The sequence below is a fragment of the Shewanella fidelis ATCC BAA-318 genome, assembly GCF_000518605.1.
GTDB lineage: Bacteria > Pseudomonadota > Gammaproteobacteria > Enterobacterales > Shewanellaceae > Shewanella > Shewanella fidelis.
Window position 1 is genome coordinate 162,148 of the sequence record NZ_JADX01000010.1, and the last position, 25,591, is coordinate 187,738.

The 25,591-nt window shown below is 43.7% G+C and carries 22 protein-coding genes; 8 read left to right on the forward strand and 14 right to left on the reverse strand.

Annotation, left to right across the window (positions count from 1 at the left end):
* Positions 1-201: 201 nt before the first annotated feature.
* Complete coding sequence (locus L884_RS0105470; protein ID WP_028766542.1) at positions 202-555, forward strand: hypothetical protein; 354 nt, start codon at positions 202-204, stop codon at positions 553-555.
* A 31-nt stretch (positions 556-586) separates the two neighbouring features.
* Positions 587-934, forward strand: a complete 348-nt coding sequence (locus tag L884_RS0105475; protein WP_028766543.1) for a hypothetical protein — start codon at positions 587-589, stop codon at positions 932-934.
* Between the two features lie 53 nt (positions 935-987).
* On the opposite strand, the gene L884_RS0105480 is transcribed toward L884_RS0105475, so the two are convergent.
* The 5 genes from L884_RS0105480 to L884_RS0105500 form a co-directional block, all read right to left on the reverse strand.
* Positions 988-1,305, reverse strand: coding sequence for a hypothetical protein (locus L884_RS0105480; protein WP_028766544.1), 318 nt, complete (start codon positions 1,303-1,305; stop codon positions 988-990).
* 137 nt (positions 1,306-1,442) lie between these two features.
* Positions 1,443-1,904, reverse strand: a complete 462-nt coding sequence (locus L884_RS0105485; RefSeq protein ID WP_028766545.1) for a hypothetical protein — start codon at positions 1,902-1,904, stop codon at positions 1,443-1,445.
* 127 nt (positions 1,905-2,031) lie between these two features.
* Entirely contained in the window at positions 2,032-4,437 is a 2,406-nt protein-coding gene (locus L884_RS0105490) for a zinc-dependent metalloprotease (RefSeq protein ID WP_028766546.1), read from the reverse strand.
* Positions 4,438-4,581: 144 nt separating this feature from the next.
* Positions 4,582-8,292: a response regulator gene (locus tag L884_RS0105495; protein ID WP_028766547.1), complete on the reverse strand. Its 3,711-nt coding sequence runs from the start codon at positions 8,290-8,292 to the stop codon at positions 4,582-4,584.
* Positions 8,293-8,473: 181 nt separating this feature from the next.
* Positions 8,474-9,868, reverse strand: a complete 1,395-nt coding sequence (locus L884_RS0105500; protein WP_028766548.1) for a PhoH family protein — start codon at positions 9,866-9,868, stop codon at positions 8,474-8,476.
* A 321-nt stretch (positions 9,869-10,189) separates the two neighbouring features.
* Between L884_RS0105500 and rapA the strand changes: the two genes are divergently transcribed.
* Together rapA and L884_RS0105515 are read left to right on the forward strand one after the other, a co-directional pair.
* Positions 10,190-13,096, forward strand: a complete 2,907-nt coding sequence (gene rapA, locus L884_RS0105510) for an RNA polymerase-associated protein RapA (RefSeq protein ID WP_028766549.1) — start codon at positions 10,190-10,192, stop codon at positions 13,094-13,096.
* A 118-nt stretch (positions 13,097-13,214) separates the two neighbouring features.
* Positions 13,215-14,099: a DUF3530 family protein gene (locus L884_RS0105515; protein ID WP_037410448.1), complete on the forward strand. Its 885-nt coding sequence runs from the start codon at positions 13,215-13,217 to the stop codon at positions 14,097-14,099.
* 66 nt (positions 14,100-14,165) lie between these two features.
* On the opposite strand, the gene L884_RS0105520 is transcribed toward L884_RS0105515, so the two are convergent.
* Together L884_RS0105520 and L884_RS0105525 are read right to left on the reverse strand one after the other, a co-directional pair.
* On the reverse strand, positions 14,166-14,657 hold the full coding sequence (locus L884_RS0105520; RefSeq protein ID WP_028766551.1) for a YqhA family protein: 492 nt from the start codon (positions 14,655-14,657) through the stop codon (positions 14,166-14,168).
* Positions 14,658-14,817: 160 nt separating this feature from the next.
* Positions 14,818-15,624, reverse strand: a complete 807-nt coding sequence (locus L884_RS0105525; RefSeq protein WP_028766552.1) for a crotonase/enoyl-CoA hydratase family protein — start codon at positions 15,622-15,624, stop codon at positions 14,818-14,820.
* A 379-nt stretch (positions 15,625-16,003) separates the two neighbouring features.
* Between L884_RS0105525 and L884_RS0105530 the strand changes: the two genes are divergently transcribed.
* Entirely contained in the window at positions 16,004-16,999 is a 996-nt protein-coding gene (locus L884_RS0105530) for a response regulator (RefSeq protein ID WP_028766553.1), read from the forward strand.
* Positions 17,000-17,012: 13 nt separating this feature from the next.
* A complete protein-coding gene (locus tag L884_RS0105535) occupies positions 17,013-17,984 on the forward strand; it encodes a GGDEF domain-containing protein (protein ID WP_028766554.1) in 972 nt (323 codons plus the stop codon).
* A 62-nt stretch (positions 17,985-18,046) separates the two neighbouring features.
* Here the strand turns inward: L884_RS0105535 and rraB are convergent, their stop codons facing one another.
* The 6 genes from rraB to L884_RS23445 all read right to left on the reverse strand — a co-directional run bounded on the left by rraB (position 18,047) and on the right by L884_RS23445 (position 22,835).
* Positions 18,047-18,454, reverse strand: a complete 408-nt coding sequence (gene rraB, locus L884_RS0105540) for a ribonuclease E inhibitor RraB (protein WP_028766555.1) — start codon at positions 18,452-18,454, stop codon at positions 18,047-18,049.
* Between the two features lie 29 nt (positions 18,455-18,483).
* Positions 18,484-19,212: a 1-acylglycerol-3-phosphate O-acyltransferase gene (locus tag L884_RS0105545; protein ID WP_028766556.1), complete on the reverse strand. Its 729-nt coding sequence runs from the start codon at positions 19,210-19,212 to the stop codon at positions 18,484-18,486.
* Between the two features lie 218 nt (positions 19,213-19,430).
* Positions 19,431-20,240: a metal ABC transporter permease gene (locus L884_RS0105550; RefSeq protein ID WP_028766557.1), complete on the reverse strand. Its 810-nt coding sequence runs from the start codon at positions 20,238-20,240 to the stop codon at positions 19,431-19,433.
* Positions 20,241-20,349: 109 nt separating this feature from the next.
* Positions 20,350-21,276 (reverse strand): metal ABC transporter solute-binding protein, Zn/Mn family, encoded by a 927-nt coding sequence (locus L884_RS0105555; protein ID WP_028766558.1) that lies wholly within the window; start codon positions 21,274-21,276, stop codon positions 20,350-20,352.
* Entirely contained in the window at positions 21,260-22,471 is a 1,212-nt protein-coding gene (locus L884_RS0105560) for a membrane protein (protein WP_028766559.1), read from the reverse strand. Before L884_RS0105560 ends, L884_RS0105555 begins: the two co-directional genes overlap by 17 nt.
* An 82-nt stretch (positions 22,472-22,553) precedes the next feature.
* Positions 22,554-22,835 (reverse strand): ABC-type zinc uptake system zinc chaperone, encoded by a 282-nt coding sequence (locus tag L884_RS23445; protein WP_084221404.1) that lies wholly within the window; start codon positions 22,833-22,835, stop codon positions 22,554-22,556.
* Between the two features lie 386 nt (positions 22,836-23,221).
* Here L884_RS23445 and L884_RS23390 point away from each other — a divergent pair, with 386 nt between their 5' ends.
* Positions 23,222-23,347, forward strand: a complete 126-nt coding sequence (locus L884_RS23390) for a hypothetical protein (protein WP_281171833.1) — start codon at positions 23,222-23,224, stop codon at positions 23,345-23,347.
* 104 nt (positions 23,348-23,451) lie between these two features.
* Here L884_RS23390 and L884_RS0105570 read toward each other — a convergent pair whose 3' ends face one another.
* A complete protein-coding gene (locus tag L884_RS0105570; protein ID WP_237162548.1) occupies positions 23,452-23,721 on the reverse strand; it encodes a hypothetical protein in 270 nt (89 codons plus the stop codon).
* A gap of 244 nt (positions 23,722-23,965) precedes the next feature.
* On the opposite strand from L884_RS0105570, the gene L884_RS0105575 reads away from it, so the two are divergent.
* The gene (locus L884_RS0105575) at positions 23,966-25,582 is read left to right on the forward strand and encodes a mechanosensitive ion channel family protein (RefSeq protein WP_028766561.1); all 1,617 of its coding nucleotides are present in this window, start codon (positions 23,966-23,968) and stop codon (positions 25,580-25,582) included.
* Positions 25,583-25,591: the final 9 nt, after the last annotated feature.

Sequence of the window (25,591 nt, forward strand, 5' to 3'; positions counted from 1 at the left end):
GCCAGATAAGGACGCTGAATTTGAATACTCAATAAGGAGGTCAACAAAGTAATCGTCAACCCCGAAAATTTGCTTCCCGGCGCCCCTGATTAAGCTCGCTTAATCAGGGTTTTTCGTTTTTAAATCTAACGATTCACCAGATAAACAAAATTTAACAGCATTTCCTAAGCGCAGCTGGTACTGTAACTAAAGGAGGCGTATATGAAACTTAACTCTTTTAGTCGTTCAGCTATAAATACCCTGCTCTTAAGCGTTTTACTTAGCGCCGCTATGCAGGCGAACGCCCAACAACAAACTGAAGAATATGCCATTGGGGTGATGATCAAGGCTCTTGATAGCGCCATCAAACAGCCATCAAGCGAGTCATTAAACATCATTCAACAGTATGGTACCGATTCGCGTTATTATGTGATGATCCGTGGTTGGCTAGTGCAAGAGTTGCAAGGTGTAAATAGCCAGTTAGCAGCCTACAGAAGTGAAGATGAGACAAAAGCTAGATTACAAGCTAAGCATGACTTTCTCAGCCAAGCGATCCGCCGTATCGATCTTGAATGATCATCCCATTGACCCTCAATAAAAATACCTTATGAAAACATCCGTAAAAGCCGCTCTCATCTCAGCCTTTGTTTGCCCCGGTGGCGGTCACTTCTATCTTAAAAAGACCTTAGTAGGTAACCTGTTTTTACTCAGTTCATTGGTGTCATTGTCGGTATTGTTATGGCATGCCTATCAACGAGCGCAAGTGATCTCAGAGCAGATCCTGCGCGGCGAGATCCCACTCGAACTTAATGCGATCTACAGCGCTGTGACCCAAGCGCCGATGGGTAATGAAGCCTTATACGTCAACCTTGCCACAGCTGGCTTTATTTTAACTTGGGTGCTGGCCGCCCTTGATGCATACCGTCTAGGTAAACGTATTGATGACCAACAGTAAAAAGGGCTACTCGTCAGTAGCCCTTTGCTTCTCAGTTGGTATTTAGCGAATTGCTAGATACACACATCGCGTATAAACGCGTCTGTTTTAGAGAAATCGTGTTGAGTAGATGGCTTAGTATAGCCACGTTGTTTGGCTTGAGGATTTTTCGAAAAATCATATTCACTGGTTGCCGCTAACGGCTTAGAAAAATCGTGCCGCGTTGAGCCACGTTGAATATTATTTGCTTGTTGTGACGCTGACACATTTTTAGAAAAATCATAATCAGCACGTGCTGCTGCGGTTTTTGAAAAATCTGGTCGTTCTGCCATTGCTGAGCTAGAAATACAGCCAATCGCTAGTGTTAAGGCTACGCTGGTTAATTTTTTCATTTACAACTCCAATCTTATTTGCCCACATCTGCTTAACAACCAGTCTACATAAACTGTCTGTTATAGAGAATAAAAAAGAGGCAAATTTTGCATTTTGATACAATTTAAATATAAATAACTGAATTTTTAATCATCAGTTATAGATTTGGAGGAGGTGTAACGACATGAAGTTTAACGGTTTTAATTGACCAGCTCGGTCCATCTATCAAACTCTGGCCAATATCCTGTTTTAGAAACAAAATAGCCATTGCAGCGAGACCGAGAGCACAACTACTGTGGCTAGTGCAATGCCCAGAAGACAAGATCTGACAACTTGCTTCACACAGTCTTTGCCCTATTTGCTCGCTAATCTCCAGCATTAAACTGAATAAACTGGCGTCAGAATTGACACCACTTATATCATTTATCAAAACAGGAGTTGCATTGAAATCGGCCTCAGCAGCCAATGAAAGCATGGGTTGTTGCAAATGTAGTTCAAGCTGTTGCAGAAAGTGTGGTTCAAGCCGATGTAACTGATCAGGCAACGCCATAGCAGGGCTCAGTAAAAACTGTCCCAGCAAGGAGATAAATAATACCCAATGAGCTAACTGTTTGGCCATTTATAAATTGCACAAGAATAACATCTACCCTGTAGACTGAGTACTAAGCAAATAGTTTCAAAGATAAATTTTTAAAATAAAAAAGCGCGATCAGTTCGCGCTTTTTCCATTGTTCCGCTAACGCAGATTAAATCGGCGAGCCCGGTGGCATAGCTAATGGTTTCACAATCAACTTAAACTCGTTATCAGTTAAGCCTTTTTGCACCCCTTGTAATAGCCAAGCAAAATGAGCCGCTTCATAAGCACTTACTCGCTTAACCTTACGTTTTAGCTGCTTTGTTAAATAAGCCAATCGCTCTGCCAGCTGAGCTTTAACTTCTGGTCGCGTATTGTCATCATGGTAGGTCGCCAATAGGCTATCAACCATGACCGCATTGACTCGCATCCATACCCCAAGCTCTGGCCCAGTTGGAATATCGCTAAATACCGTCGCGGCAAACACTTTGTCGGTAAGCTTAGCGACTGACAGCTGCTCTTTGTCACTCAAATACGCTTGGTTAACTCGGTTAATTCTCGCTGGAGCGTAGATCTGCGTCAGCGTTAACCGACTTAATACCTCTGCCATGCCGACTGGATCGATAACAACCCCAAGCGCAGAATCAAAGCTTTCGCGGGTTTTATAGTAGTTACCAGCCTTGGGTACTAAGATCTCTTGTAAGCGCTCTGGTACAACTAGCTGCTCAGCAGACAGCGTGGCAAGCAGTGCCTCTAACGCCTGCTGCTGAATGGCTGGTGCGACATAGTGCCAACTCTTGCCATCGACGCCATCGCTGTAGCTATAGGTTGTTCCGCCAAGCATTTTCGCCGCAGCAGCAATTTGAAAACGGGTGAGTAAGTAGATAGGCACAAAGGTGTCTTGTAACTCACCTTGTGGTTGCTCTGCTAGCAGCGCATCAGCCGAAAAGCCGGCGATCGCTTTAGCTCTAACTTCAGCGAGTCGATTAAGCTCTGCAACCGGATCACTGCCGTTATCCCAAAGGCTTGCATAAGCATTACTGGCCGCTTGTGAGCGAGAATCTGCTTCTCCAATATAGCGCAGCCCCTGTTTAGCAACCTCTTGCCGCAGTTGTGCTAGCCCAGCAGTTTCGGCTTGCGCATCGGCGTATTCACCATAACCATAAGCTACAGTGTACTTATCCCAAGCGCCGATACCTTCATCGTAAGGCTGGCTAATATCAATTTGATCGCCGTTTAGGGTGACTTTAGGATGCGGGTAATCCATCACAGAGGCATTGTTATTACTCGATGCAGCAAAGTTATGATCTAAACCTAACGTGTGGCCAATTTCATGAGCTGACAGCTGACGAATACGCGCTAATGCTAACTGCATAGAGGCTTCATCAGCCGCAGCTCTGTCTTGCCAGCCAGCCGTTAAACCACGAGCGATCAAATGATCTTGGCGCACTCGTTGGCTACCTAGGGTCACATGACCTTTAATTATCTCACCTGTACGAGGATCGGTGATCGCCGCACCATAAGACCAGCCACGCGTTGCACGGTGAACCCATTGGATCACGTTGTAACGCACATCTTGTGGATCTGCATCCTCTGGCAATAACTCTACTTTAAAGCCATTAATAAAGCCTGCATCGGTAAAGGCTTGCTCCCACCAGCGAGCACCATCTAATAGTGCAGTGCGGATCGGTTCAGGCACACCCGGATCGAGATAATAGGTGATCGGTTTTACCACTTGGCTTGGCGCACTACCTGGGGTGACTTTTTCAAGGCGGTGACGCAGCAGAAAGCGCTGGCGAATATCTTGATCGACTTGAGTCGCATAATCTAAGTATTCATCAGACAGGTATCCACTAAGTGGGTGATACGCTCGGGCTTGATAACCCTCTTCAGGCAAAGCAATGAAGGAGTAACGCATACGCACAGATAGATGTTTAGCATCAGGCGTGACTTGAGCAACATAGTTACCTTTTTTAGCACTATTAAAGGTCAGCAGTACGTCGACGTCGCTGTTACGCTCAAACGATTTAACCCCTTCAGGTAAAATGAGTGATTTAGCTGGATCGAGCTGATAGCTACCCTGCTTAGTACGCTCTAAGGTATCGCTGATCCCATGCAGATCATTAACAACCAGATCGTTTATTGCGACTAGATTACGTTTACCTGTAACCAACTTACCGCGCCACAGTACCGATTCAGCAAATGCCTCTTTCACTGCTCGCTGCTCAGCAGCATTGTCGGTATTGGCACGATATTGAGTATTTAATTGCTTTAAGATCAAGTAGGGTCCATGGCGCTCAAACTGCACCATGCGGGTACGTCCAAGTTGACCGCGATCTAAGCCAATATCATTAGATCCAACCCCATGAGGCAAACTGGTGAGCAATAAAAAAGGCTCATTAAGCTTATTGGCTTCAAGGTAAAGATCGCCTGAATTTTGCTGGTAAAACAGGTTAACAAAACCGGTTGCGGCTTGGCTTTTCTTGATAATTGTGGCGCTATTTGTGGTGGAAGCCACCGAGCTGGTTAGCGGCGTAATTGCGAGTGCTATCGCCAGCGCGAGCTTGTAGGGTCTCATTAGATCTCCTTGATCTTTGTTGGTCGCTACCTTAGGTATCGGTAGTCTTTATTTTTATCCCATTTAGCTTAATAAATAGGCTTGCCGATTAGCAAGCCTATCTTGATCTATTTGAATAACTATCACTTAGCCTTCATATTCAAGCTATGCTTTAGACTTTCTGCCGCACTCACTTATCCAGTGGCTAAGCGTGTCAAACAACTCGGTAAGAACAATTGGCTTAGTAATATGCGCGTTCATTCCCGCCTCTAGACTTTTCTCGCGATCACCAGACATAGCATGTGCCGTCATCGCAATGACTGGTAAGTCTGCACTTGAGTAACGCTTACGTAGCTCTTTAGTCGCTGTTAGGCCGTCCATCACTGGCATCTGAATATCCATCAATACTGCGTCATAGTTGGCTTTATCAATCATATCAATGGCGATTTGACCGTTTTCAGCCACATCGACGACATAACCCGCACTCTTTAGCAGTTCAGTCGCTACTTGCTGGTTAATAAAGTTGTCTTCAACTAATAGTACGTAACCGGCATCCTGATCTATAACCTCATCATTTGCTTCTGGAGTTGGGTTTAGACGCGGCTCATCAGCAAAGGCAGAGATAATTTCGTCAAACAAAGATGATGCCTTAAATGGCTTTTGCAGCAGCGCATACACGTTGGCATCGGCCACATCTTTTTGCATTGGCTCAGCAGAGTAAGCCGTCATCATCATAATGATAGGACGCTTCTCTAGGCGGCCATCGGCCACCATGGCATCGATCTTTTTAATCACCTCGATGCCGTCCATCTCTGGCATCATCCAGTCGAGTAGCAACAGATCGACAGGGTTATTCTCTAGCTTATACAAGCCCTCAGGACCACTAGCAGCGGTATCAACATGGAAGTGGAAATCACGCATCACATTAGAATAGATCTGCAGTGCCGTAGGGTTATCGTCAATCACTAGTGTTTTCAGGTTGCCTAAGGTTTCAGGGACCACTAACGGTAACACTTCTGCCTCTTCTGCAATTTCAAAGCTAATGGTAAAGCTAAAGGTACTGCCCTCGCCCATTTCACTTTCAACCTGCATGGTGCCGCCCATCATAGACACTAAGTGCTTACTAATGGATAGACCTAGACCTGTACCACCGTACTTACGGGTTGTTGAACCATCGGCTTGAGCAAAGGCGTCAAACAGCGTTGCTTGCTGTTCTTTGCTGATCCCTATACCGGTATCGCGGATCCAGAATTTAAGAGTGATCCGTTGATCGCGCTCACCTACATCTTCACAGCCCAACTCAATTTCACCGGACTGAGTAAATTTAACCGCGTTTGAGAGTAAGTTAATTAACACTTGGCCTAAACGTAGTGGATCGCCTTCTAAGATCAATCCTGCGGTAACGGGCGCATATAGCAGTAACTCAACGCCCTTTTCTTGCGCTTTTAAGGCGTTTAGATCCAGCGCATGTTCCAGCACTTTATCTAGCGGGAAGGCAACACGCTCGAGTTCAAGTTTACCGGCTTCGATCTTAGAGAAATCAAGAATGTCGTTAATGATCCTCAATAGCGAGTGCGCCGAGAAGCCTGCCTTCTCAAGATAATCTTTTTGTTGCGCTGTTAATGAGGTGCGCTGCGCCAACTGCAACATACCAATGATCGCATTCATCGGTGTGCGGATCTCATGGCTCATGTTAGCTAAGAATTCACTCTTATACAGGTTAGCCATTTCCGCATCTTGCTTGGCTTCCAGCATCGCCACTTCGTTACTCTTATGGCGAGTAATATCCTTGTGCGTTCCCACCATACGCTTTGGCTTACCATTAGCGGTAAACTCAACCATACGCCCACGAGACAGGAGCCAATGGTATTCACCGCTCTTGCCTAACATTCTAAATTCAATATCAAAAGCACCAATAGGATCACTTAAGTATTGTTCACGATACTCCTGCACTCGGATCAGATCGTCTGGATGAATTAATTCATCGATCGTCGACACCAAAGCTGGGAACTCATTAACCTTATAGCCCAACATTGAGTAGTACGCAGGGTTACAAATGATCTGCTCTGAGTCTAAATACCAATCCCACAAGCCATCTTCTACCGCATCCATGGCTAAGTGATAACGCTCTTCCGATAACCTTAGCTGCTCTGCTGATTCATACTCACGGGTAACGTCACGCCAAACTGCGATCAAACCTAGCAGTTCATGGCGACTGTTATAGAAAGGGATCTTCAATACGTCGAGTAATACCGGTTTATCTGCGATCTCAACCTTTTCTTGGTAGCGCAGCGGCACACGATCGTTCAGCACGCGCTCATCTTCAGCGCGGATCCGCGAGGCTTGCTCGTCAGGTGTGAGGGCGTCTGAGTACTGACCGATCATATCGCCTTCGCTGAAGCCCAACATACGTTCTGCAGATTTGTTACAGCCTAAGTAACGGCCATCTTTATCTTTAAAGACAATCGCCTCAGGGATCGAGTCTAACAGTGAACGCAGCAAGGCATATTCTTGCTCACGTCGCTCTGTTGTCTCTTTTAAGCGCTCTGTTCGTTGTGCTACTAGCTTATCGAGACGACGGTTTTGCTCTGCAAGGTGACGAGTATACTGTTGGTTCTCTTCAAAAATTCGGCTAACGAGTTGGAACCAAGGCGCCCAGCCTACGGTGATTTTCGCTGGCGGTTTAATCGGCTCAGCCGAACACTCTTCAAGGTGCGTCAGTAGTCTTGAAGCAGGGTTAACAAACGAGCGTCGAGTTTGCCAGTGTACAATGGTCACCAATAGCGATAAGGCTAACACCACTAATAAGAAGGTCAGCTCAAGCTTTTCCCATGAGTCTTTAAATAGCTCATCAACATCTTGTAGGTATAACAAACGCCACGGTGCATTATGTAAGGCTACCGAGTGGATATAATAGCCATTACGGATAATGCCTTCATGGGCATCAAATAGCTCTGATTCAGGGATCGAATGCAGCTCAGACGGGATCTTCTGACTGATATGGTAAACCCGATTAACATCGGAAGTGTCGATATCACTGTGGGTCAAAATATTATTATTCTGATCCAGCAAAATCACGGTGCCGGGCATTTTAAAATACAGGCGAATTTGCTTGCGCAGTGATGCCAACGTCATATCTAAGTTTATCGAACCGATAAACTCATCTTCTAAATAAATCGGCACCCCTAACGTAGTTAATAACCCCTTGCCTGTTGCTTCAACATAAGCTGGACTCCAGGCCACACTGCGCTGGGGATTGTTAGAGGGCGTGACTAACTGAAACTGTTTCTTATTAAGCAGTTCATCACGGAAACGTTGTTCATCCGACGGCCACGGAAAGTAAGACATGATGCGGCGCTTGGAAATATAGTAAATCGATGATGCTTTTGGTGCGGCTTCATTTGCCACAGGAAACGACAAAGACAGCTCAAATAGCATTTCTAGCTCTTGATAAAACTTGTCGCTGCGACCGTTTAATGACCCTGCACCAGTAATGCGTCCCATATTGGTAAACGGCTCGCCACTTTTGGCATAGCTAGGTTCTAAAGTAAAAAACTGGCCGCTTTCGTTAAATTTTTCATATTGAGGTAAGCGATCTTTACGCACCAACTCACCTAAGCGCAAATGATCGACCGCCACATTACGCAAACTCTGCACAGCACGAATGCTAGACTCAAGTAATAAGTCCACCTGTAGTACGTGACGCTCAACTAATTCTTCAGTTTTATGAATTAGCTCGGCTTTCTCCCTATCGAATGACATCCAAGCCGTTAAAGAAGCCATGATGATTACGCCAATATAGGTGTAAAAAACCGCTCTATTATAGTTTTTTAGAATTGTTGACTTCAGCTGGAGAGTCGGTTCAATCCGTTTCATTTACAACCCTTGGTTTACTCTTTCGAGATTAATCATAATGCGCGACCCTAGATTTAGGATTTCTGAGTTAATAATATCAGTAAGATAGCTTTCAATAATAGCTTAAAAATGTAACTTAAAAGTTAAAAAAGGCCTCAATCAATCAGAGGCCTTTTGTTGCAGTGAATAAAAACAGAATGGACTATAGATTTTCTTCTGCAAACTCAGCTAGACGTGAGCGTACAACACCATTTAGGTAGACGTTTGCACTACCATCAAAATCTTTAAAACGCTCAACAATATAAGTTAATCCAGAGGTCACAGCGGTTAAATAATTAGAGTCAATCTGCGCCAAGTTACCACTACAAATTAACTTAGTACCTTCGCCCATTCGGGTGATCATGGTTTTAATCTGCGATGCCGTTAAATTTTGACACTCATCCAGCAGTACCACAGAGTTTTGAATTGAGCGACCACGCATAAAGTTAATCGACTTAAACTGGATGTTAGCTTTATCCATGATGTAGTTCATGCTGCCGCTCGGATTGACGTCATTTTTATGTAACACCTCTAGCGTATCGGTGATCGCCGCTAGCCATGGCGCCATTTTCTCTTCCTCTGTGCCCGGCAAGAAACCAATGGACTCGGCAATTTCTGGCGTATTACGCGTTACGATAACTTTTTCATACTTTCCACGTTCAACAACCAACTCTAATGCCGCTGCCATGGCGAGTAAGGTTTTACCACAACCTGCGGGGCCGGTTAAAATCACCAGATCAATGTCTGGATCAAGCAGCGCTTGCATGGCCATGCCTTGATAAACATTTTTTGGTCTAATTCCCCATGCTTCAAGGTTGAGCAACCTTTCTTGGCCTAAATCCAAAAACTTCAACTCGGTTGCGGTTTTTTCAACAATACGACCGCAGAACTCACCGCCTTCGTCTAACAAGTATTGGTTAGTGTAAAACAGATCCTCACCAAGCTTGTCTAGCGGTACGCTATGCACAGTATGGCGGCCATCACTTTCGGTTGTTACATCGTCAGTATGGGCCCAAAAATCACCATCAAAACGGTGGAAACCTTTGGTTAAGAAGCGAATATCATCAATAAGCTGATCGGTACGGTAATCTTCAACATGTTGAATACCAGCGCCTTTAGCTTTTAAGCGCATATTGATGTCTTTAGTGACTAAAACAACTTTGCGAGGTTGGTGCAGCTGCTGAAGATGCAGTGCGGTATTGATAATGCGATTATCGTTATTATCACCTGGCATACTGCCAATGGTGAATTCGATTTGGTGGTCGGGGAAAATTGATAGTGAGCCTGATACATCACCGTGGCCCTCACGGATAGGCAGAGCAACTCCTTGGACAATTTGCTCAGGTGTGGTGCTGCCACCCAAAATATCTTCTAATGCTCTAATTGCTACTCGAGCATCACGGCTGACGTCGCGTTTTCTGTCCTTAATTAAGTCTAGTTCTTCAAGAACCGTCATTGGTACGACTACGTCATGTTCCTTAAATGAATAGATAGCTAAAGGTTCATGCAGTAATACGTTGGTATCCAGTACAAACAACTTTCTGTCGTCTTGTTCCATGGCGCCTCCAATTGTGCATTAGTATCAATTACAAATAGGTACAGCTCCTTTAATGGTTACAGGTTTGTTAACGCTAATTATCATACTGCCACCATTAACCATCAGCTTCAATGCTCAAGCCAATTTTTTGCTGCGATTGACCATAGATATCGAGCTGGCATGACAAGGGCATGACACAAAAAAATACTTCTGTGCAGTTGATTATTTAGTACACTACTATTTGAGATTAGGGCGAATATTAGCGGGTTCAATTTTCAATATGCCCGCGATTGGTATAACATACGCGCCCCTTGTGATTCACCCAGTATATGAGAGTTTTAAATGCCGTTTTCCTTAGGTCAACGTTGGATCAGTGACACTGAATCAGAATTAGGTTTAGGTACAGTTGTTGCGGTTGAAGGTCGCATGGTGACCGTGCTTTTCCCTGCCACTGGCGAAAATAGAATGTTTTCGCGCACCGAAGCCCCTTTAACACGTGTTATCTACAATCCAGGTGATAGCGTTGAGAGCCACGAGCAGTGGAGTCTTACCGTTACTGAAGTTGAAGAAAAAGATTCACTGATTATTTACCACGGCACTCATAGTGAAACTGGTGAGCAAGTTAGCCTGCGCGAAACTTTGCTGAATCACAATATCCGTTTTAATAAGCCACAAGACCGTTTATTTGCCGGTCAAATTGATCGCTTAGACAGATTTAACGTGCGCTACCAATGCCAGCAACTGCGTAATAAGCTGGCCACATCTGACTTGCTAGGACTGCAAGGGCCTCGAGTTGGATTGATCCCACATCAGCAGTGGATCGCTCATGAAGTAGGTCAACGTTTTGCACCGCGTGTATTACTTGCCGACGAAGTGGGTTTAGGTAAAACCATCGAAGCTGGTTTGATCATCCACCAGCAACTGCTAACTGGCCGCGCTGAGCGTATTTTGGTTATCGTACCAGACACGCTACGTCACCAATGGTTAGTGGAAATGCTACGCCGCTTTAACCTACGTTTCTCTGTATTTGATGAAGACCGTTGTGTTGAAGCCTATGCTGATCATGACAACCCATTCTATACCGAACAGCTAGTGATCTGTTCGCTTGACCTATTACGTAAGAAACGCCGCTTAGAGCAAGCCTTAGATGCCGATTGGGATCTGATGGTCGTTGATGAAGCGCATCACTTAGAGTGGTCTGAAGACGCACCAAGCCGTGCTTACCAAATTGTTGAAGCTTTGAGTGAAGAGATCCCTGGCGTGCTATTACTTACGGCAACGCCTGATCAATTAGGTCACCAAAGCCACTTTGCGCGTCTACGTTTGCTAGATCCGGATCGTTTCTACGACTATGAAGCTTTCTTAAAAGAAGAAGAAAGTTATAAAGACGTGGCGACTGCGGCTGATGCACTGGCTTCAGACGAGCAACTCTCTGCTGAAGCTATTACTAGCTTAACTGAACTGCTATCTGAAAAAGATATCAGCGCTAACATCGCCTTGATCCAAGATGACTCAGCAGACGTTGATAGCCGTACGCAAGCTCGCGATGGCTTACTACAAGATTTACTCGATCGTCACGGTACTGGCCGCGTGCTTTACCGTAACAGCCGCGCATCTGTAAAAGGCTTCCCACAGCGCATTTTGCACTGCCATCCACAAAAGATGCCTGAGCAATACATCACGGCGACACGCGTTAGCGCGATGATGAACAAGCATTTAGACACTAATGCCAAGGTGCGCCAAGCATTAAGCCCTGAAAAAATCTACCAAGACTTTGATAGCGGCAGTGCAGCATGGTGGAAGTTCGATCCACGTGTTGACTGGCTAATTGACTTCTTAAAGAACAATCGCAGTAAGAAAGTACTGATTATTGCTAGCCAAGCTGAAACCGCACTTAGCCTTGAAGAAGCCTTACGTACCCGTGAAGGCATTCAAGCGACAGTCTTCCATGAAGGTATGTCGATTATTGAACGCGATAAAGCCGGGGCTTACTTTGCCCAAGAAACTGGCGGTGCACAGGCGCTGATCTGTAGTGAAATTGGCTCTGAAGGTCGTAACTTCCAGTTTGCAAGTAATCTAGTGCTGTTTGATCTGCCATTAAACCCAGATCTGCTAGAGCAACGTATTGGACGTCTAGACCGTATCGGCCAAAAGAACGATGTTGAGATCCACTTGCCTTACTTAGCCAACACTGCGCAAGAAAGATTAACTGAGTGGTATCACCAAGGCTTGAATGCCTTTGAATGCACTTGCCCAAGTGGTCACATTCTATTTAATGAGTTTTCAGCAGAACTGCTAGAGACTTTATTAAACAATGACCAAGAAACACTAGCGACTTTACTTGAAAACACCAAAACACGTTATCAAGAGCTTAAAATTGCGATGGAGCAAGGCCGAGATAAGCTACTAGAGATCAACTCTCATGGTGGTGAGCGTGCCAATAAGCTAGTCCAAAGCCTAGCGGAAAAAGATGAAGATACTCAGCTAATTGGCTCGGTTATTCGTCTGTGGGACATTATAGGTGTTGAACAAGAAGACAGTGGTGAAAATGCCATTGTATTGCGCCCAAGTGAACACATGATGTTCCCTACCTACCCTGGCTTACCAGAAGACGGTATTACGGTTACTTTCGATCGTGAAATGGCATTATCCCGTGACGATATTGCGCTGATCACTCAAGAGCATCCATTAGTACAAACGGGGCTAGACTTAATCACCTCATCTGAAACAGGTACTACTAGCGTTGCAGTATTAAAGAACAAAGCATTACCAGCTGGTACTGTGTTCTTAGAGCTGATTTATTTGGCTGATGCTTCTGCGCCTAAGTCGAGCCAACTTTACCGTTATCTACCACCAACACCTATTCGAGTGTTGTTAGATAAGAACGGTAATAACCTGTCAGACAATGTGACTTATGAAAGCTTCAACAAGCAGTTAAGTGCAGTAAACCGCCATATTGCCAGCAAGTTAGTTAACGCATCACAAGCAATTTTACACCCGCTATTTGCTAAAGCTGAAGCCTTTGCTAATGCGGAGCTAAACACCCTAACAGAGTGTGCTCGTGAAAAAATGACTAGCCAGCTATCTGGTGAACTTGAGCGCCTAAAAGCACTTAAAGCGGTTAACCCAAACATTCGTGATGAAGAGCTTAGCCATTTAAGCGAGCAGATGAATGAACTGAATCGCTACCTAGACAGCAGTAAGCTGCAACTAGATGCAATTAGACTAGTATTAGTTAGTCACGCTTAACTAAGTGAATACTCGTAGAGAAAGCCCTGAATAATCAGGGCTTTTTTATGCTTGTTAAACGTATATACTGTTGCGCTGATTATCATCTATGTTGTGGGTTATAAAGTTGTTTACCAAGATGAATATGGCAAGATATTACTGTGCGCAATGTGCGTTAATTTATATAGCGTTATCTACCTTATGTTTAGCTAAAGCTATCGCACAGGATAGCAACGAGTTAACTGTTGCCGATTACCATTATTTACCCGCAACTGAAGTTAAGACATTACAGGTCGAAGGTAAGCCGGTTCCCGCTTTACTTAGGCCATGGTTAGGTAAAAAACACCTCGGCTTAGCCATTATTGTTGCTGACTTTTCGGCGCGAGCCGACGAAGCCGGCGTAAGCAATTATCTAAGGCAACAACTAAACCACTCAGGTTGGGCAACGCTGGCCTTAACGCCGCCGAGTCTCAATAGTCCGCCCTACTTTGTCACCAAAGCCGATGATATCAATCAAGCAGGCAAACAAACGAGTTCACAAGCTGCCGATCAAGAAACCGCAGACTTTAGTCCACAGCAGTTAGCTGATAATCATCAGCAGCAACAGAAGTTTTTACAAGACTCCATGATGCAGCTAGATAGTCTCGGCAAAGCGTTTAGTGGTAAACGCATGCTGATTGCTTTTGGCCAAAGTGCCAATCTGGCCGTTGAGTTGCTGGCTAAACAAGGCATACCGGCGCCAGAAATCTTAGTGGTAGTTAATCCATATAGTGACATTGAAAGCATCAATAATCAGCTCGCGGCTAAACTTGCAACGCTGACAACCCCGGTATTGGATCTGCAATCACAAGACGGCAGTGCTGCATCGATTGCCACCCAAGCCCAACGACTCACTCTAGCGCCAGCCAATGCGCCAAAGCGATATAGCCAACAAGTATTGGCGCTGGATTTATCATTAAAAGTGACTTGGGAAAATAGCTTGAAGCTAATTGAAGGCTTTGTCAGGCGGATTAATAGCAATTAGTATAAAGCCTATCCAAATGGATAGGCTTTAGCTACTGCTCTATGAGCTGGTATTCAAATTGGGCTGTTAGTCTTTGCTTAGTTTCATCGCTCCGGCAATTAAAACGACGGTGATCCCCATATAAAGCAGATCTAACATAGATGCTGGTTTCATTTCGCTAAAGAAAGAGAACACCTTAATAATAAGCATCATTAAGATCACTTTACCTAGCTTACTCTTCAACGAGTCTATGCTACTAATGATCAGGATCTTTCCGCCCGCTTCACTTTTACTCGCGCCTTTTAAGTTATTAATAAATAACTCATATAAACCAAAAGCAAAAATCAGTAATACCGCACCAAGTAAGAAGGTATCTAAGATCTCAACCACCACCATCACGAGATCGTTGCGCACTGCATGGCTGCCGCTAAAGATATAGCCCATGATCAACTCAATCATATGTACTACGTCTCTTAAACCCATAGCAAACACGACAAATGCCGCGACTATGCATGAGAGCACGCCAAACATTACCGACAGGCGACTGCTCCAAAGAAAACGTTCAAAGAGTTCACGCATGACTATTTAATTCCCTATTGATTGAGTAAAAGTAAATGAGTATTAGCAGGGTTATGGCCCTGCTAACCAATGGAGCGGGAGTTTAAAAGATGCATATGAACTGCACACCTAAATCGTATTTTTTTGTGAACGGGATCACAATTTTAACTTTTGCGTAACGTTACCAGCCAGATTGACGATTTTCATAGGTTTTTTGCGGATCTTTACCCTGACGCTTGGCTGCTATCACTCTATTTTTACCTAACAGCAAACGCACTTGATACCATGATTCACGACTCAGTAACTGCCTAATTGAAGCAGACCAACTGCGGTTTATACTGGCCTTTATTGCCGCATTCGCATCCGGTGAGGTTTGGGTTAACTTAGTCGCTAATGCTGTTGCAGCTGCCATCGGCTCATCTTCTATCGAGGTAATTAAGTTGAGTTCCAGCGCCTGCTGTGCACTAATGATATCAGCCGACATCGTTAACATAAGCGCTTGATCTTTTGGCAATATCTCTCGAAGTCCAACAAAGCCAGCCATATCAGGAACCAAGCCCCACTTGGCTTCCATTATTGACATCTTGCACTCTGGAGCAACGATACGAATATCAGCACCAAGCACAATTTGCATACCTCCGCCATAACAGATCCCTTCCATTACCGCTATAACCGGAACGGGTAAGCGCCGCCAACCAATAGACACTCTTTGTGCTAAATTTGCATTACCTGGCAACCACTTAAATAGAAGTTTAACTGCATCGATTGGCGAGCTCATCACACTTTTTACATCTAGACCTGAGCTAAAATTACCACCTTCACCATACAGAATAACTGCGGTTAGCGTTTTGTCTTTTGCTAAGCGTTTGATGCATGAATCCATCTCTTTAAAAAGTTTGAAATTCAATGCGTTATATTTTTCAGGACGATTTAATCCCACGTAAGCAATACCATTACGCTTACTAATATTAAGTAGTTGATAAGTCACGGTTGTCAGTTTCCCTGCTGAGTGGTCAGTCCAGTAAGTTAAGTTAACACATTTGGAATATTTGGTTAATACCTATACCATGTGTGGAAATAATGACGACCGTCATTTTATTGTCACAAAATAAGCCTTTCTATTGATAGATTGGTATTTAATAATCAGGCCGTAGCGCATCCTCTTCTCAAAAGAGTGATGTAATGGAAGCTACCCAAAGCGATTTCATCTCGAAGGCAAGTGCCAAGGATTTTTAAGGTATTGAAACAAAACAATACCTTAGGGATTCTATTGGCTCAAAAGTGACATCTAGTTAAAGGTTCGGCGACTGTTAGCGCCAATATAGAAGTATTAAGTTGTAGATAGGTAACAGGAAATAATAATAACAATGGCGCTCCCTATATTAATTTGTGACGATTCTGCACTGGCTAGAAAACAGATGGCGCGCACACTTCCAAAAGAATGGGATGTGGAAATAACCTATGCCACCAATGGCTTGGAAGGTATTGAAGCAATTCGAGAAGGCAAAGGTGAAGTTGTTTTTCTCGATTTAAACATGCCCGTTATGGATGGCTATCAAGTACTAGAAGCCATTCAAAGAGAAGATCTTCCCGCCATGGTGATTGTGGTCTCTGGTGATATTCAAATTAAGGCTCATGAGCGTGTAAAAAGCTTGGGCGCACTCGACTTTATCCAAAAACCAGTCAGTGCCGATGCCATTAGCCATATTCTACAAGAGTACGGCATTTTAGAACTGGCACTAGGCGGGCTAGATAGTCAGCCGCCTATGGTACAGGTCGATCTGCGTGATGCCTGTCAAGAAGTCGCCAACGTTGCTATGGGCCGTGCGGCTGATCTTTTGGCAAAACTGCTCAATGTCTTTGTAAAGCTACCTATCCCTAACGTCAATGTACTTGAGGTCAGTGAGCTGACAATGACCCTAAAAGCCACTGAAGAGTACGATACAGTATCAGCGCTATGCCAAGGCTTTATCGGTGCCGGTGTCGCAGGTGAAGCACTGTTGCTATTTCACGATTCTTCATTCCAAGATATGGCTAAGCTGATGCGGCTTGAAAACCCCGAAGATGAAGAAACAGAAATTGAGGTAATGATTGATACCGCCAATGTACTGATTGGGGCATTTCTGAATGGGATCTCTGAACAGCTACATATGAAGTTCAGTCAAAGCCACCCAGTGATACTTGGCCGCCACTGCAGCGTAAACCAACTGATCAGCGAAAACTCAGATAAATGGAGCCGCACTTTGGCAATGGAGATCAATTACAGTATTGAAGACCATGATATTCAGTGTGATCTTTTACTGTTGTTCACAGAAGACTCTCTGCCAACCCTTAATTACAAACTCGGCTACTTGCTAGATTAAAATGGACATTAGCATGGCAACAGATCAACAAGCGATAGACACTAATACCTTGAACGAGCTTCATTGGTTAATCGATATGGTACAAACCATAGAGGTTGGTTTAGTAGTACTCGATCGCGACTATAACATCCAACTGTGGAATGGTTTTATGGAAAATCACAGTGGTGTAAGTCCAAACTCAATCAAAGGTCAGAATCTATTTCAACAGTTTGATTATTTGCCAGCAAAATGGCTAAAACAAAAAATGGAGTCGGTTTACCTATTACAAAACCGCGCTTTCATTAGCTGGGAACAACGACCTTTTATTTTTGAGTTTAAAAACTATCGGCCTATTACAGGTAGAGCCGACTTTATGTACCAGAATGTCACACTGTTGCCGCTGTCTTCGTTAACAGGTGAGATCACCCATATCAGTATGATTGTCTATGACGTTACCGATGTGGCTATCAATAAGTTACAACTAAAGTCAGCCAATGAACGTTTAGAGTATTTAAGCCAAATAGATGGACTGACTCAGCTATATAATCGTCGTTATTGGGAGATCTGTTTACAAAAAGAGTTTGATCGATACGCACGTTATGGCAGCACAACCAGCTTAGTGATGCTCGATATTGACCACTTCAAAGCGATAAATGACACCTATGGCCATCAAGCGGGTGATAGAGTTATTCAGAACGTATCGCATATTATTAAAAAGTCACTGCGAGAAACCGATTGTGCCGGACGTTACGGAGGTGAAGAGTTCGGTGTTATTTTAGCAAATACGCCGGCTGAAAATGCGCTATTTTTTGCCGAACGCTTACGTAAGAAGATCGAACAATCTGAAATTATGTATGAAGAACAGCTAATTAAAGTCACCATCAGTTTAGGTATTTGCGATATCAAGCCTGACATGACAGATTGTGATATTTGGTTGGCTCAAGCAGACCAAGCACTCTATCAAGCCAAAGAAGCTGGCCGTAACTGCAGTATCACCCAGCAATGAACTACAAACAAAAATGCCCATCATTCGATGGGCATTTTTGTGTGTATGCTGATACTTGAAGACTAGTGCAGGTCTTCGTCGTCATATTCATCTTCGTCTCTGACTTCTTCGCCATTTTCGTCGATAAAATAAGTGCCCCAACCGTCATAATCGATTTTTTGCTTAGCAGCTAAAGTCAGCATCTTTTCGCATGCTTCGTCTAATAACTCTGTCTCTAGCAAATGAGTAGCCACAGCATCAAAGCAGTAGATCATCGAGCCATCTTCTAGCTCCATCTCTTCTGCATCATTGACTTCATAACCAAGTTTAAACGCATCAACAGCCGCTTTTTCTAAACGATCGAAATTGGTCGATGAAAAGTGATGCTCAATTGTGTATTCAACATCTGGCATTGAACCATCGGCAAGGATAGCTTCAACGATTTCACGGTTCTCTTGTTTCTGTTGCTTTAACTGACGTTCAATAGACATCGGTAACTCCTCAAAAATTTCGCGACCGATTATACCGCTTTGGCCATTAATGCAGAAGCTTCTTGATTCAACTGCGACAATTTTTCCGCCATCATGGTATGAATACGCTTAGAAAGCTCTTTCACTTGAGTTTTATCAATCCCTGCGGTGTCAATTGGGTCCATCATCTCAATAATAACCACACCGTTGTTCCAACGGTTTAATTTAATATGACCTTGGTTAGATGCTAATACAGGAACCATAGGCACGCCAGCGGCTATCGCAGTATAGAATGCCCCAGCTTTAAATGGCAGTAGACCCTTACCACGTGAGCGAGTACCTTCAGGGAAGATCCACACTGATAAGCACTTTTCTTTAATCTTGCGAGCTGTCGCCGCCATCGTATCAAACGCTTTACTGCGGTTTTTACGGTCGATCAAAATATTACCTGACAACCAGTAAATCTGACCAAATAGTGGCATCCACGCTAAGCTTTTTTTACCTAAGCTGACAGTTCCCTTAGGCACGATAGCTGTGTGGGTGAACATATCATAGTTGTTTTGGTGATTTGCTAGGAAAATACAAGGCTTATCGCTTTGCTTTTCTGCGTTACGCACAATCACTTTAATGCCTAAAACTGGCGCCGCCCACGAAAAAACTTTGGCGAACATATGTACGTTATCTCGATGACGAGGACGTAAAATACACGCTAAGCCACCGATAAAAAACGCTAAAATCAGCATGACTGACAAGATCAAACATCTAAGGATTAACAGCACTATAATCTCCCGCGATTTAATTGGCGCCAGTATAGCCACCAACTAAGTGCGACTCAATATAAATACGACTTATGTCGATGAACAATAGTTTACACGTGTAGTCTGAATATAAGGCTAACCACGTGTAAAACAACGCAACTTTAGTGCAAATGACTTAACTGAACTTTAATCGCGATGAATTTTCCGCGAATTTTAGCCCAGTTTAGCTAAGTGTAAGGTCAGACCTGCGTTGGCTCTTGCGCATTTACAGCGCTCTGGTCCATGTTTGATTTGCGCTTAAAATTAAGCAGTAATCTGAAGATAATAGCACTCAGCGCTAAGGTTGATACTATTGCTGCCCCACTTGGTAAATCTAAGCTAGCTGATAGAACTAAACCTGCAATATAACCCACTAAGCCCACTGCATAAGCTAACAAAAGCTTAAAGCGACCATAGTAATGGTTTACCGCTAGCGCAGGTAAAATAAGACTACTAAAGACTAAGTAAACCCCAACCAATTCAACAGATAGGGTGATCACTATGGCAAATATCAAGTAAAACGCACGCCCAGCTAACAGCTGAGGCTTGTAAATTAACGCCGCTAAAATAGAGATATAAAGACAAGCTGGTAACACTAATTGACTCCAGCTAACCCATAAAATCTGCCCCGACATTAATTCTTTAAGCATCTCTGCGCCATGAGGATCGTTTGACAATAACAACATGGCAGCGACTGCTGCTAGCACGTAGAAACAGCCAATTATCGCTTCTAGCTCATCGGCCATTCGCTTAGATAACCAAGCAATAAAACCCGCCCCACCGATAGCAAAAATCGCTGGCATCCACACATGTGAGAAAGGCAGCGCTTCAATATCGTGATTCATGTGGCCTACGATCGCACCGAGTGCCGCCACTTGTGCAATGGCTAAGTCGATAAAAATAATGCCGCGCTTAAGCACTTGCTGACCCAATACCACATGGGTCGATAGAACTAAAATACCAGCGACAAAGGCGGGTAATAAAATAGAGAGAAGATCGAGATCAAACATAACTAAACTCTTCTTATATAAGGAAAGCTAGCATGGAGCGATATTCACCACTCCATCCTAGTATACGCGCGTTCAAGCTAAGATTAACCTGAACGCACTTTAGGCTCAGTTACTGCTTAGCACTTAACAGTAAATCGATTGCACTGTCATATAAGCTGAACAGATCAACACTTTGGTCATTACCACCTACCGACATAGGTAACACCAATACTGGCAGCTTTGAGCGCTCCGCTAACCAATCAGCACCACGCTCACTTTGATAAGATGCAATAACAATAGCTAACACATCACCTTGCTTAGCACGGTTCAGCAAGCTTGCTAAATGTGAACTGCTTGGCGGGATCCCAGGCTTAGGTTCCAAATCGGCAACTTGCTCTATTCCCAACCAGTTAAACAGGTATCTGAAACTAGAGTGGTAAGCAATCACCTTACTGCCTTGCAGTGGCTTAGCTTTGGCTTGCCAATTAGGGATCGCGGCTTGCCAGCGTTTGCTAAAGCTTGCAAGCGCAGCCTCATACTCAGACTTGGCATCAGGATCTAGCACGATCATCTTAGCCGTTAATGCCTTAGCGACATCCAGCATACGTACAGGATCAAAGTGTAAATGTGGATTACCTTTAGCGTGCACATCGCCCATAGAGCGATCGACTGATGCTAATTGATCTAAGGTTTCAATCTGCTCTGCAGCAAAAAACAAACCTTGGTCAGTCGAACGTACTTTGGCATTAGCCGATTTCATCTGCAGCATAGGTAACCAACCTACCTCGAGATCTGCACCAGCACAAATCGCCAGATCCGCTTGACGCATTTTAGCAATCAAGCTTGGGCGCGCTTGTACTTGATGCGGATCTTGCAACGCGGTTGTAGCAGAGTAGATCTTAGCATCGGGGGCGAGTTCTTTCGCTAATGCAGCATATTCAGGCTCACAAGCAAAAATGTTAAGCCCTGCCACAGCGTTGTTAGCAACACCTAATGTCAGTGCTAGTGTTAGTGCTTTTAGACCTTTTGATAAAGACAATTTAGAATTGGTGCGCACCATGAGCCCCCAGAGTCATTACATATTGCAAAGTAATTACGTTATCGTCTTCAATACCATCAAAGTTTGTGCCTTTTTGATTAGTGTATTGTAGACGTACTGTAGAGAAGTGACTGTGGTGCCAAGCTAGGCTCACTTCAGTTTCTTTCAGCTTTTGCGGGTCAAAGTGATCACCATGCATCATCTGTGTATCAACTTCGCCGTAACGCAGACCTGCTGACCAGTGCGGTGAGAATTGATAAACACTGCTTAGGTACCAACCTTCCTGATAATCTTTACCGCCTTCACCGTGACCATGTTCTTCATGCTCTTCATCTTCATGGTGCTCTTCAAATGGTTTAAAGTCGGTCACTCTAAAGTATTCACCACTTACTGTAAGGTGTTGATACTTATAGTTGCCGCTTGGTGCCCACTTATATACAAAATCAGCCACATAAGTGTTTTCACCAGTGTATTGTGCGCTATGGCTATGGTCATGGCCATGATCGGTATGTTCTTCAGGCTCTGCATGATCGTGCTCTTCAGCAGCTGTCATACGGCCGTTTTCATTACGTAAGTAACTTAAACCAGCCTGCCATGAGCTATTGTCACCAATATCGCCACCAAACTTAGTGAAGGCTGTGTATACACCTAAGTTCTCAAAATCACGCTCGCCGTGCTCATCTTCGGCGCGCATGCTGTCACCCTTAAATGCTTCAACGCCCATTGTCCAATAGAGATCTGTTGGCGCAACATAGCTTAAACGCACACCGTCATCAAAGTAGTGACTACCTAAGAAAGCGCGGTAAGCCGCAGGGCGATCAGAAAATGAGTCTGTGTGCACATGTTGGTTATTAAGGTAACCAATATCAGATAAGAAACGACCTGCACGAATAGAGAAACCGCCAGGCATTGCCAATGTTTGGATGAAGGCCTCTTCTAAACCAAGTTCAGTTTCGCCATCGTGAATTTCAACGATTGCAGTCAGTTTACCGTAAAACATATCGTCGATATTGGCACTTAACGCAAGCTCTGTATGGCCTAAACCAAAGCCTTCAACACGTTCTGTCATAGGTCGATCAGCACTTTGATAATAGCCATCAAGTACAGCGCTAATAGCCGGATTAGTTAAGGTTGGATCATTTGCCAAAGCTTGAGTAGAAATTAGCGCGCACGCCGCTGCTACACCTGTTAGGCGCATAGTTGAAACAGTCATATTTACTCCGAAATACAGCTAAGCCTTCCCCGTGGGAATACTCAAAAATTCTTATTAGTTAGTTGTTTTATAAAATGAAGAATTACGCTGCTACTGGAGGGGCGCGGCTTTGGAAGAAACTCACATGACGTGAGTAAAATACTGGAAGAATGTACTCTTGGCTCTCAACTCCCTGACGCTCAATCGCTATTTTAAGTTCACAACTTGGCAGCAGGTTGTTGACCTGGTGTTGGTGATAACACAGAGTACAATGGTTTGTAGCGCCATCGTCCAAATGACTCAGACTATGAGCGGACGCCGCAAATGACAGGCACAGGAATACGGCAAGCAGCCCCATTACCAGTTTCTGTTTTACGTTACTCATTAGAATCACAGTGTTAACCTTGTGTATTAAAACGTGACAAGTTTATGTGGCTGATTATGTAAGTCAAGCCTTAATCTACCTCAAGTGTTGCAAAGTATTCATCCAGTAACACCACAGTTAACTAAGTTTTTTATTGGTGATCCCTTAGTATAAGTAGAGGATTAGTTTTCACCAGCAAATTAAGACATTACTAATCCACGAGCTCCGCATCGGCTCTACGCTCACAAAAATCAGCTTTAAAAGGCCCCAAATTATTGTGAACAACATCACCTAAACTTGATGGCTAATTAATACTGTCTTAAGCTCTAACAACTAATATTGCTAACATCAAATGATATCTATCGTGATATTAGACAAGAGTTTATCTATTGAAAGGCGCAATTATCATGCTTGAATTTATTCGCTCAAACCTAAAGCTTATCATCATGACCACGCTGTTTTTTGTCTTAATTCTTGGCGGGATTTATTACGTCGAATCGGCATTAGAAGCTCAAGTTCAAGTCATCGACTAATATTTAAAATACCGATTAGTAATAACACTACTAATCGGTAAAACTATTGCAGTCAATTATTAACTCAACGAGCTCAATAGTGACTGCAATAAGATCTCAACAAATTAGCGATACTTTTGCAGGTGCTCGCTGTTATCCACCTCTTCCTCTATCGGCGCTTCAATAACCTTTAGGCTATCCATCAAGTGGCTAATGAACATCGCCAGAATACAACCTATAGCGACAGGCATTGCAATCGAACGAGCTTCAACGTCAAAGTAGCTCAATGCAAATAAGCTAACTCCGCCGTAAAAACCGATAATTTTGACCCAAGATAAAATCACATTCTTACCCAACCAAGCTTGGCAAGAAGGACATTGGATTTCACTTCTCAATCCTTTGCCTCTGATGTTTGCAATTTTATCGATCGCAATCTCCTTAGAACAATGACTACATATCACTCGCGGTATCTCTCTTTAAGGTTATTCCGATTAGATTCTACCCAATTAGGGGCGTAAGAGTTTAGCAAATTTATCGGTATATTCGCTATTTTACTTACCACTATCACAATAACAAATCGACAGTTTTCCAAAGGCGTAATATTATTACAAGGTCCTGGGAATTAACGGAAACACCTAAATGCATAAATTGCTGCCCAAATTTTTACTCATTATTTTGTGCTTATGCTCGTTTGCATCAGCAGCAGAAAATACTGAGTTAACTAATAATCTCAATAAAATACAAAGCTTAATTGATAGCGATGTAAAAGCATTACCGCACACTAAAGGCGAAATTAAGAACTTTCTTGAGTATCGTATCGGCCGTAATGCAGCCTTATTGCAAGAAACGTTAAAAGAGCAGATGGACGGTACAAACCCTGATCTTGCTTTTTTAAAGCCATATATTGCTAAACAACTTGCCTTTACTGATAGCGTTGAAGCTTACTTTGCTAAGCAAAAAACCACGCTAATGAGTGAGGTTGGTGCAGACGGCGATCGTAAGATCATGCTGGGCCTGATGCAGATCCAACGTGAACAAGACAAACTATTTACCTCTGAGCAAGAGCTATTAGTTTGGGGTAAAGCGGCTGGTATCGATGTTGAAGCGAAAACCACAGAGTTTATCTCTGCGTTAACTTCACGTGCTGATGACTTAAACAGCTTTGTTTATTACAACCAAGAGCGTTTAAGCCAAGCTGTTGCTGACGTACAAATTGCCGGTGCAGATGTAAGCGCCGAGCAAAAAGCGTTAGTTGTTGAACTCAAAGAGCGCCTAGATCAAAGCTCAAGCAGCTTATCAACGACTATTGCCATCTTAGACTCACTTGGGCAAAACACTGCGCTTTATAAGCAAACATTGTTTAGCGTATCAGGTGATATCACGCAAGACGTACTGAACTTTGACGTTGCTAGCAGCCTACTAACTGAGTGGTTAACCATAGCTAAAACACAAGCGATGGAAAACGGTGCAGGCATCATGTTCAAGCTGATTGTTTTCTGCTTGATCTTGTTCCTATTTAGCCTAATCGGCAAAGTGGCAAAGCGTGTAGTTCAAACCGCTGTTAGCAACTCTAAGCTGAAGTTCAGCATGCTATTACAAGACTTCTTTATCTCACTATCAGGTAAAGTGGTATTTGCGTTAGGTTTATTGATTGCCCTGTCTCAGCTTGGTTTCGAGCTTGCACCGCTACTAGCTGGTTTCGGTATTGCCGGTGTGATCATTGGTTTTGCTTTACAAGACACCTTATCTAACTTCGCTTCAGGCATGATGATCTTAGTTTACCGTCCATTCGATGTTGGTGACTTGATCAACGCAGGTGGTGTAACAGGTCGTGTTAGCCACATGAGCTTAGTTTCAACCACAATTAAGACCTTAGATAACCAAAGACTGATTGTGCCAAACAACAAGATTTGGGGCGATACGATCAATAACATCACCGTTGAACATCAACGCCGTGTTGATATGACTTTTGGTATTGGTTATGCCGATAACATTGAGCACGCAGAGCAAGTACTACGTGATATCGTTATGGCGCACCCACTAGTACTTAAAGATCCTGAGCCGACTATCAAGCTACACACGCTTGGTGAGTCATCAGTGGACTTTATTGTACGCCCTTGGGCTAAGCCTGAAGATTACTGGGATGTATATTGGGATATTACGCGTACCGTTAAAATGCGCTTTGACGCTGAAGGTATTAGCATTCCGTTCCCGCAACGCGATGTACATATTTATCAAACTGCACTTGAGAAGTAATCGAGTGTT